General features: G+C 42.3%; 10 protein-coding genes. 7 read left to right on the top strand and 3 right to left on the bottom strand.

Translation table 11 applies throughout. From position 1 onward, the window contains the following. The first annotated feature begins 1,338 nt into the window (after positions 1–1,338). Together MHM99_RS14755 and glgC are read left to right on the top strand one after the other, a co-directional pair. Positions 1,339–1,836 carry an Hsp20/alpha crystallin family protein gene (locus MHM99_RS14755; protein WP_197044392.1) on the top strand — a complete coding sequence of 166 codons (498 nt, stop codon included), beginning with the start codon at positions 1,339–1,341 and terminating at the stop codon, positions 1,834–1,836. A 40-nt stretch (positions 1,837–1,876) separates the two neighbouring features. After that, the gene (gene glgC, locus MHM99_RS14750) at positions 1,877–3,250 is read left to right on the top strand and encodes a glucose-1-phosphate adenylyltransferase (protein ID WP_239220001.1); all 1,374 of its coding nucleotides are present in this window, start codon (positions 1,877–1,879) and stop codon (positions 3,248–3,250) included. An 86-nt stretch (positions 3,251–3,336) separates the two neighbouring features. Here the strand turns inward: glgC and MHM99_RS14745 are convergent, their stop codons facing one another. Further along, a complete protein-coding gene (locus tag MHM99_RS14745; protein ID WP_044556927.1) occupies positions 3,337–3,990 on the bottom strand; it encodes a GNAT family N-acetyltransferase in 654 nt (217 codons plus the stop codon). A gap of 221 nt (positions 3,991–4,211) precedes the next feature. Beyond that, on the bottom strand, positions 4,212–4,577 hold the full coding sequence (locus tag MHM99_RS14740) for a DUF3192 domain-containing protein (protein WP_014997556.1): 366 nt from the start codon (positions 4,575–4,577) through the stop codon (positions 4,212–4,214). Positions 4,578–4,878: 301 nt separating this feature from the next. On the opposite strand from MHM99_RS14740, the gene MHM99_RS14735 reads away from it, so the two are divergent. Next, positions 4,879–5,190, top strand: coding sequence for a hypothetical protein (locus MHM99_RS14735; protein WP_049585976.1), 312 nt, complete (start codon positions 4,879–4,881; stop codon positions 5,188–5,190). A 60-nt stretch (positions 5,191–5,250) separates the two neighbouring features. Here MHM99_RS14735 and syd read toward each other — a convergent pair whose 3' ends face one another. Then, positions 5,251–5,793, bottom strand: a complete 543-nt coding sequence (syd, locus tag MHM99_RS14730) for a SecY-interacting protein (RefSeq protein WP_239220000.1) — start codon at positions 5,791–5,793, stop codon at positions 5,251–5,253. 146 nt (positions 5,794–5,939) lie between these two features. Between syd and queF the strand changes: the two genes are divergently transcribed. From queF to MHM99_RS14710, 4 genes are all read left to right on the top strand, one after another. Further along, positions 5,940–6,800: an NADPH-dependent 7-cyano-7-deazaguanine reductase QueF gene (gene queF, locus MHM99_RS14725; protein ID WP_049585974.1), complete on the top strand. Its 861-nt coding sequence runs from the start codon at positions 5,940–5,942 to the stop codon at positions 6,798–6,800. Between the two features lie 73 nt (positions 6,801–6,873). Next, complete coding sequence (locus MHM99_RS14720; RefSeq protein ID WP_168462598.1) at positions 6,874–8,430, top strand: GGDEF domain-containing protein; 1,557 nt, start codon at positions 6,874–6,876, stop codon at positions 8,428–8,430. Positions 8,431–8,440: 10 nt separating this feature from the next. Then, positions 8,441–9,805 carry a nucleotide 5'-monophosphate nucleosidase PpnN gene (gene ppnN / locus MHM99_RS14715; protein ID WP_049585972.1) on the top strand — a complete coding sequence of 455 codons (1,365 nt, stop codon included), beginning with the start codon at positions 8,441–8,443 and terminating at the stop codon, positions 9,803–9,805. A gap of 199 nt (positions 9,806–10,004) precedes the next feature. After that, positions 10,005–10,379 carry a DUF3192 domain-containing protein gene (locus MHM99_RS14710; RefSeq protein WP_014948536.1) on the top strand — a complete coding sequence of 125 codons (375 nt, stop codon included), beginning with the start codon at positions 10,005–10,007 and terminating at the stop codon, positions 10,377–10,379. Positions 10,380–10,388: the final 9 nt, after the last annotated feature.

Below are 10,388 nucleotides of genomic sequence, written 5' to 3'. Positions count from 1 at the left end.
AGCTTCAAGCTCTTTCTTATTCATGTTCATCTGCCTATCCTTAACTCTCTATAGAGTAAATTGAGATAGGCAGTTACACAAAATTAGTTACAGTCTCTAATAACAACGCAAAAAAAAGGGGAACCTAGCGGCTCCCCTTTTTCCTGGAATTTTGAGTATCCTTCTCCGCGATCCTTTGCGACTAAAATCTTCCCGATTAAAATCCGTATACGCCCCTTTCCATCTACTCTCGCGCCTTCCTGTGCGAGCTACACTTCCATGCGTAGGTCCCTTTCCTTTTTTCCTAAATTACTGCACATCCTACATGCAGTGTTCCTCATCCTGAGGCTGTCCTTGTCAGGCTCCGCTGACGATCCCTTCCTTCGTTCCATTTTTCGCTGCACATCCTGCTACAGCTTTGCTAATCCTTTAGCATGTCCTTCTTTCATCCTTGGTTTGCTCGTCCATGCAAACTAGAAATTCCTTGATGGCTCTCCTGCCGTTGGCTCCTTGCCTCTAGCTCCTTGCTAGCTTTAGTCCCTTTATCCCTGCAACGTCCTGTTTGTGATGTCCTATCACGTTTCTCGTCCTTGAATTCCTTTATTCCCTATCAAATCCGTTTTCAACGTCCGTTTAATGCAGCATCCTATCTGCTTTCCCTTCCCTTTACTCACTGCCTTGTGAGAGTCTCATCCTTAAGTTGTCCTAACTTATTCCGTTGATGATTCCTTACTCAATCCGTGACTCGTCGTGTTTCCTTGTGACATGTTCATAGTATCCCTTCCAATTATTACCGCCATATTGAATTACAGGGATTTAAGAAAGTTTTTTGTACGACTTTCGACTACTTTTAAAAATATGCAATAGAATCAAAGACTTTATACTTTAGTATAATTTTTTCTTTCAGAATTTAGGTAAGATCACTCACAGCGTTTGTAGGAAATGTCTTACAAGCGAATGAGGCAAAAATGCATTTTTGTAAATATGCTAGGAAACGAGAGGACAACCAAGAAAGCGTTAACAAAGTTTACCTACATCTTGAGTTACTTTGAAAGCTAAGCTTGTGACTACAAGTTTAATGGACGGTACTTTTCCTCAATGGCATAGCAATGCAGACGACATATTAGTTATAAGCATATAAGAGCGAATATCTAATCGTGCTCCGTTTACGCTTGTCTAAAGCGCGGTGAAAATTTGCAATACCTTTTCCACTATCGATTAAAAAATAAACTATTCTTATATTGACTGGGATCAATATCATTAGCGATTAAATCTTGTTAACTATTAGCAGCTGATAAGTCAAAGCTTAGGTAGTTCGGCTCACCATAATCTACTTATTATTGCGATAGGAGACTTATTATGAGTAATTTACCCATAACTAATCGTTCCAGTGACAGTAAATCAAACAGCTTCTTGTCTAGCTTCTTTGGACAAAAGGCCCTTGATAACTTCTTTCAAGATTTTTCTAGTCATTTTCCCTTTTCAAAAGAGTTCTCCGGTCTTATAGACACCAAACTAGATTTCGTTACGCCCAAGGTCGATATTGTTGAGCGTAAAAAAAGCTATGAATTGACTGCGGAATTACCGGGGTTAGAGAGTAAGGACATAAAACTATCGCTGTCAGACGACATTCTCACTATAAGCGGGGAGAAGAAGTATGAAAGCGATGAAGATAAAGAAGACAACATACACGTGATGGAACGTAGTTACGGCAGTTTTCAGCGTAGTTTCAGGTTACCTGTGAGCGTAGAGCAAGATGCTATTAACGCAAATTTTAAGAAAGGAGTACTCAAGATACTTCTTCCTAAATCGGCTAAAGCACAGGAATTACAGCGTAAGATTGAGATAACAGACTAGATACAAATAGCGCCAGGGACGGCTGAATTCGGAGCCTGATATGAATGCTGAAACAGATATTTACCAGATAATGAAAGATACCTTAGTTTTAGTCTTGGCCGGTGGCCAGGGCTCAAGGTTGAAAGAATTAACCAAAATGCGCGCTAAGCCTGTACTAGAGTTTGGGAGCCACTGTCGTATTATAGATTTTCCATTATCGAACTGTGTTAATTCAGGTCTAAAGCAAATTGCCGTGCTGACTCAGTATAAGTCACAGTGTTTAATTCGCCATTTGATGCAGCATTGGAGCCCGTTGAACAACAGCTTTGGCGGTCGATTGGATATTTTAGCGGCATCACAACAACGGTCTGAAAGCTGGTATCAGGGAACGGCAGACGCGTGCTATCAGAACATGGGTTATATTAAGTCGGTGGCTCCGAAATACGTTTTGATTCTTTCAGGAGATCATGTCTATAACATGGACTACCGTAAACTCTTAACTACCCATGTGAAGAGTAATGCTGAAATGACAGTGTCATGCATCGAAGTGCCTACTGAGTTAGCCGCGAATCAGTTGGGGGTGTTAAAGGTTGATTGCAATAGTCAAATTACCGCATTTGATGAGAAGCCCCGCGTTCCCCATGCACTGGTCGATGCTCCTGACTATTGTTTGGCTTCCATGGGTAATTATGTAGTTAACGCTGATGTATTGTTCAAATTACTCACCGAAGATGCTGGCTCGCTTAACTCTGAGCATGATTTCGGCAAAGACGTCATCCCTTCAATTATTGCTCAGCATCGAGTTTTCGCTCATCGCTTTCGTAGCCCCAATGGTGCGCAAATTCCCTATTGGCGAGATGTGGGCACCTTGGACAGCTATTGGCAAGCTAATATGGACTTGCTGAATAACTCAAGTTTATTAAACCTATCCGATCCCACGTGGCCTATTTGGGGAAGCTCTTTTTCACGGGCGCCCACCGAAATTACTAATGGTAGCCACTCGACCTGTTGTGAACTTAAACAAGTATTAGTGGGTTCAGGCTGTAAGTTAAACAGTTGCTCTGTGAGTCAGTCAGTTTTGTCATCAAATGTTAGTATTGGCACAGGGTCAATAATAGATAAAAGCGTGTTGCTACCCGAGGTAAATGTAGGCAGTGAAGCCAGGTTAGCTAATGTAATTGTTGATAAAGGGGTAAACATCCCGCCTAACTTCGTAATTGCTGATACCGCTATAGCAAAACAACAAGGCTTCACAGTTACCCGAGAAGGTGTCATTTTAGTCACTCAAAAAGTTATCGATCGAATCAACGGCTCGTTAGCGGATATCGATAATATACAAAGATTTATGAAATCGAGTTATACCGGCCCTTTACCGGCGAGAATTGTAACTCCGAAAAGTCACGAGTTCCGCGATTACGTACTGTCCGAAAGGTAAACAGTGTTTTGTTTAATGCGTTCAATTCTGAACGCATTAAATTAGAACCCATTTTAGAACCTCAGTATAGGTGTCCTGGCAATATACTAGTTTTGTTTTTTCCTAAACATTATATCGCCGTCTATATGTGACAAATGAAGTTGACTAACGATTTGATAATTGTCGTCGTTAAAGAAGTGACGATGGGAAGGCACGGTGACAAAAACCGCGATGCCTTCGCTTTTGGCGTCTTCTTCTACAACGCTGTCAATTGCACCTAATAAAATATGTCCAAGACCATGGTGCTGATAATCAGGATGTACTGCGATAAAGCTCAACATATGGAAATTGTCGGCGGGTACTAAGGCGCGTACTTTTTCTTCTTTTTCTAACATTTGCTTAGTACCAAATAATCCGGCCGTCAAAAGCATTCGCAATCTCCAATGCCAGTAACGTCCTGAACCAAATGCCGCATCGGGTGCGGTTAAACACGCCACAGCGATAAGCCTGTCGTCATCAAACAGACCTATCATGGGTTGTTCTGCAACCCAGAATGCGTTGAGTTCTTCGCGAATCGCGGAACGAAGGCGGCTTTCATAGCCTTCTTTCTCTGCTTGAAAAATGTCGATGAAAAGGGGGTCGTCTACGTATGCATTGTAAAGAATGGAGGCAGCAACTTTCAGGTCATCAACAGATAAGTAGATAGCTTTAACCGTATCTTGCAAGGGGGCTATTGCGTTATTAATCGCATCGGTATTCATCAGGGGCTCCTTGTACGCAAAGTTGTTAGTTGCAAATGCCCATTCAAATAAGATGGGCAAGGTGGATAAAAATGCGGCCGCATTTAACATTGCGCCAACCACCTCACAAGCTGTTCAAACTTTAGCCTACTCGAAAACCCCTCACATGTTAACTTTTTATTAACATTTAAAAGTAAAGATAAATTCTGCTTTTATATTTAGTCACTAAAATTGAAGCGTGTTTAGTGCATCAAGCTATAGGCGCTGTCACCCCAACCTACCAAATTGCCGTTTCTGAAAACTAATGGGGTGCACTCGTCTTTTGTAGTTATACCGTCGCCCATTGTTTTTTGAGTACGGTAGTAAAGTACGCGATAAGTGCCGTCTTGCTTTTCGAACAATTCGTTAAAGTCAGCAACACCCATTTTTCTCAGCACAGTTTCGTAGCTTGTCCCTGTCTCAAGATTCGCAATGTGTTTGCGATTATTAAACTCTCTATCTTCCCAATCGGCACCATAGTGACTATCTGACCCTCCACCTACAGATACCACACAGCCTGAAAGTAAAACTGAAGATGCTAAAGCTAAAGAAAGAAGAACCGTTTTCATGTGTATTCCTTAAATTATGTGTGTTGTTTTTATTTGATACTACGTCTACTTTGTGAACCGACACTGAATAGACATAAATACGCGAGAAAAGTAACCATTGTATGCACAAGTGATAACGTAATTTAGGACTGAATAAACAAGAATAAGGCCAAAATATAAGATACTGATATTTATATAAATTATAGTTTCACCAGTATTGAACTCTTAAAAAAAAGTAGTGAGATAAGTAACTTATTAGTGAAATTGACTATACACACAAGCTACACTGCTAACTTTGACGACATTGAATCATTTTCGAATTATGAGTAATTCTAATTTACAGCAGCTCCATATTTTATGCCTTCAAATGCATAAAGAAGGTAAAACACCGTCGGTGGGGATTTTACGTGCTAGGGCTCCTTTTAAAGTATCGGTAACCGAAGCCATTGAGGCAATTAAGCGATTTAACGCGCATAAACCTAAATTAGATGTGCCAAGCGAAAAAGAAGACTCGCAACAAAATTCAACTAATAGCGCGGGGCAAGTTAGTAGTCTGCAAGCACGAGTAGAGACGTTAGAAAAAGAAGTGGCAGAACTAAAACGTGTGCTAAATGAGGTAATTAGCGCAAAGTAGTAATGACTTTTGCCGGCAGGCTACTTTATACCTGCCAGACAATGTAATTAAATAAACAGCTTACATAGTGGGCGTAAGTTGCTCCAAAAATGCCGCAAGAGACGGAGCAAGAATTTGAGAAGGCTCTTTACCTACCTGCTCGAGTGCAACTTCACCGCTTTCATTGACAACCGTTAAGATAAAATCTTCTTCATCAGTCAACCCAAAGAACAACGTTGGCGCTTGCCCCAGCCCCTGCTTCATTAGCAAATGGCCAATCAAGTTCTGTTGTAGTCGCTCAAAGTCTTCGCTATTGAAAACTTGTAGAAGCTCGCAGCGACCTTGAGGGGCGGCAGCCCTTAAATTATCGCTGTAGTAACGAGTGAAGTATTCACAGTATTCTGGATTTAGCTTTAGCGATAGCGCCTCTTCAACGTTATTGAAAGACTGCGGGGGCGACTGCAGTGTTGGTGTCCATCTAACAAACTCCCCATCTTGCGCCGTCTTTTCATAGCACGGCGAGGGCCACTCGCTATCATATACGATCTTTAACCCTTCTCCCTTGGTGTGTTCGACATAAGATGATACAAATTTATCTAATTGTGCGGAAATTGTTAGAGCCATTATGACGTTACCTGCGTATTTTTGGGGTACACTATACAACTAAACAGTTAAGTCAATACTGGGGTTGTTTCGACTATACTGCACGACATTAGTTCGCCACTGCGGTTCTCTTATTCAAACCCCACGTAGATGGATAAAAGGTTCACATGTCGACTGACAATTCACCTCAAAAAATTACTATCACTGCACCTGATGACCTCTCTTTGGGTAAACAGGTTGACTACGAATTTGAATATAACCCCGGCTTGTTGCAAGGCGTCCCGCGCAGTTTAAGCCGCGACACATTGGATCTCGCTAACTCTAGTCTACCTTTCGACGGTATAGATACCTGGACTGGATACGAACTTTCTTGGCTTAATTTAAAAGGTAAGCCCAATGTTGCTATTTTAGAATGCCATGTCCCTATCACCTCAGAAAACTTAATTGAATCAAAATCATTTAAGCTCTATTTAAATAGCTTCAATCAGACAAAGTTTGCCTCGGCAGAGGACGTACGACAGGTGCTACAGGCTGATTTATCAGCATGTGCAGGCGAGACTGTTGAGGTAAAGCTAATTCTTCCCGAGCAGTTTACCTCTTTGCAATTTAAAGAATTTGAAGGGACATTGTTAGATAGTCTTGATGTAGAAATCGAACAATACTCCCCCAACACCCAGTTTTTAGCTCTGGCTAAGAGTGGTGCAGAAGTAAAAGAGACGCTTATTTCCCACTTACTTAAATCTAATTGTTTAATCACAAGTCAGCCAGATTGGGCTAGTATTCAAATTAGGTATGAAGGAAAAGCTATTGAACATGAAGGGCTTTTGAAATATCTGATTAGCTTTAGGCAACACAATGAGTTCCATGAGCAGTGTGTTGAGCGCATCTACAACGACATAATGCAACATTGTCAGCCAGATAAGTTAACGGTGTGCGCTCGTTATACACGAAGAGGCGGTTTAGACATCAACCCCTTCCGTTCGAATTATGAAGCGCCTTATGCCAATCATCGTCAAGCACGTCAGTAATATTACGGTGAAGTACACCCCTAAAGCTAACACAGCCGCGGCGGTAACAGTGAATTAGAACTAAGACGAGATTATGGAAGCAAAACAACTACAAACTTTAAAACAAAATAATGCGCTTCTTTGCCAGTTTATTGTGAAGCTCTCAGCATTTTACGAGGGCTTCTCCGATAAAATAGATACTGAACTCAAGGTATTGCGTGGCCATCTATCTGGCACACCAAATTTCAGCCTAGCGGCGGTCAGTATTGAAAAGCTTAATAAATCTCTACAGCACCAAGAAATAACTCTGAGAAAATACAGCGTTGATACTGTATCTTCGCTAGAAGATGCGATGAAACAGCTGCAGAAAATTGTTTTTCAAGACAGTGAGTTGAAAGGGCTGACAACACAAGAGTTGATTAAATTGAATCAGCCTGTGGGCGATATATTTAGTATTTATAAACTATACGCAAAAGCCATTGCCCTTCACCGCATTGCACTTAACAAGAAAATGGTAGGCCTCGAACCAACCGGGTCGGTTGAGGCGCCATCGAACAAGCAAGAAAATTCGACCACTCGCTCGCTTAAAGATGACAATCCTCACTACCGCTCTATATTAGTTGAACTTAATCATTTGATTACTTCATACGCGCAGAAAAAACCGAATGATCCTCAGCTCAATGACATAAAGCAACGTCTCGATGACGGCATGGATGAAGACCAGTTACTGAAAAGCTGCGTTGTAATTTTGCGGATGATTGTGCAAGACGCCATGTCAGAGGCTAGCCTGACAGGGAAAGTCATTCAGAGCCTACACCGTTCGCTAGGTGAAGTAAGCAACGATGTAAACAATACCATTCAGGGGAGTCAAGCCCAATTCGAGCAACGCCAAGCGGGCAATGAACAGCTTAAGCGTGAGATTAGCCACATAGAAGAAGCTGTATCAGAAAGCAGCTCCTTAGAAGCCCTTAAAGAGCAGACCCAGTTTCGGGTTGAAAAGCTTGTAAGCACCTTAAGCGAGCAGCAAAGCAACGATCAGCAAGGCCAAGAAGCGCTAATGGCATTGCTGTCTTCAATGCAGTCGCGCATAGATACGCTTCAGCAACAAACCAGCGTTTATAAAAAGAAACTCGCCGAGCAAGCAATGCAGAGTCGAACCGATCCGCTAACACGCCTTCCTAATAGACAAGCATATAACGAAAAATTAGACGCAGCGTATGCTCACTTTAAATCTAGTGGGGATACTCTGGCAGTTGCCGTTGTTGATATTGATCATTTTAAATCGATCAACGATAGGTTTGGTCACGCTGCAGGAGACAAAACTCTGCAAGTGGTGAGCAAGTTTCTGAAACAAAGCCTGTCAGAAAATGATTTTGTTGCCAGATGGGGGGGAGAAGAGTTCGTTATGCTGCTGCCTAACACGCAGATGGCAGATATTGATAAAAAGCTTAATGAAGTTAGAACAAAGCTCGCTGCTATGCCGTTCAAATTTAAGCAAGAAAAAGTAAAAATTACCGCTTCTTTCGGCGCAACCTGTTTCGGTGAAAATGATACTACAGAAACGGTTTTCGAGCGCGCCGATGAATACCTTTATAAAGCGAAACGTAACGGCCGCAATCTCGTAGTCACTGATTTAAGCACTGACTTATAGGAAGTAAAGTATGAAGAAAGTGCAGCTTAACCCTGTTGGCTGGATGAGCCAACTGTCGCAAGTAGAAGTTTCTCGCCTTCAAGATGCCACTAATAGCGAGCTTTTCGCTATGTTCAGAAACTGCTGCCTTGCTGTATTGAACAGCGGCGTTGATGAAGACAATTTCGAAGCGCTATTCGCCCCCTATGAGAATTTTGAAATTAAGCTCATACGTCGTGAACGAGGCGTAAAAATTGAGCTCGTCAATCCGCCCGAGGTAGCGTTCGTAGATGAGCAACTCGTACGTGGTGTACACGAACATCTTTTCGCTGTACTGCGCGACTTGCTTTACATGGGTAATAAGTATGCATTTCTTCACCAAACCGCTCCAGCGGAAGGTAACGACATTACCGATATGGTTTTTGACATGCTACGCCATGCCAAAGCACTTGAGGGTAACGACGGCGTAAACACTATTGTTTGCTGGGGTGGCCACTCTATAAATCAGGTTGAGTATAAATACACTAAAGAAGTAGGCTATCAACTTGGCTTACGTGATATGAATATTTGTACCGGATGCGGCCCTGGGGCAATGAAAGGCCCAATGAAAGGCGCTACCATTGGTCATGCTAAGCAGCGCCATAAAACCGGGCGTTACATTGGTATATCAGAGCCGAGTATCATTGCTGCTGAGCCACCGAATGCCATAGTAAACGAGCTCATTATCATGCCGGATATCGAAAAACGCCTAGAAGCGTTCGTTAGATTGGGCCATGGTATCGTCGTGTTCCCAGGAGGTGTTGGTACAGCAGAAGAACTGCTTTACCTGCTTGGCATCTTGATGAATGAACGAAATGCACAGCAGCCCTTCCCTTTTATATTGACTGGCCCTGCTGGTAGCGAAGAGTATTTCGAGGCTATTGACGCCTTTGTCGGTGCAACGCTTGGTTCACAAGCGCAATCAAAATATCAAATTATTGTGAACGACCCGGAAGAAGTTGCCCGCACTATGAAGAAGCAGCTTGAAAAAGTGAAGCAGTTTAGAGGTGCCATGGGTGACGCTTTTAGCTTCAACTGGTCGTTAAAGATAGAGCAAGATTTTCAACAACCCTTCATTCCAACTCATGAAAGCATGGCTGCACTTCAGCTTCATTTGGATCAAAGCAAAAGTGACCTTGCCGCTAATTTGCGAAAAGCGTTTTCGGGTATTGTCGCAGGAAACGTTAAAGCAGAGGGTATTGCCCAAATTAAAAAACATGGTCCGTTTGAACTTACTGGTGACAGTGCACTGATGGAAAAAGTCGATACGCTGCTAGAATCCTTTGTAAAACAGCACCGAATGAAGCTCCCGGGGACGGCATATGAACCGTGTTACGTTGTGAAGAATGAAAAATAAGGTAATGAATAACCGATAACCGTGATAAGACGCATTTGCTTACGTTTACTACTTATGCTTGGCAGACGTTTTGCGTTACACTACTAAAGAGTATTGTTTTACGCATTAAAGCATCAAGCTTTCTCTCAACGTGATGGAAATGCGTCCCACTCGTGATTAACACTAACATTAAAGTAAAGAAAAACGAGAAGTAACGGTCATGAATACCAAGGTTATTCGTCTAATTTTAGCTGGCATCGCCCTTTATGCGGTGTTTGTTTTTATGGTTATCGCGTTCTATCCCGATAAGCCAGAAAATATGGATTGGAAAGACCGTGAAGAATATAACCGTGTGCAAATTACCAAGTTGAAGTTGGGCAGTACAAGAGAAGAGGTTTTGGCTTTGTTAGGCTCACCTGACATTACAGAAGCTAAGCGACAAGGAGCAACGGCGATACAGGTTATGTTTTTCAGGACACAACATGTGCGCGCTGACGGCTTAACCACGCAAGATGAATGTACACCGTTACTTTTTGAAAACGACAAACTTATTGCATGGGGTGAAGGGGCTTACTCCAGTTACCAAAAAAGTTAGAAGGATGGG

Source organism: Alteromonas sp. MmMcT2-2 (assembly GCF_022348305.1).
GTDB classification, from domain to species: Bacteria; Pseudomonadota; Gammaproteobacteria; order Enterobacterales; family Alteromonadaceae; genus Alteromonas; species Alteromonas macleodii.
The sequence above is the reverse complement of the archived record's forward strand: the minus strand, read 5'-3'. Positions and strand labels throughout refer to the sequence as shown.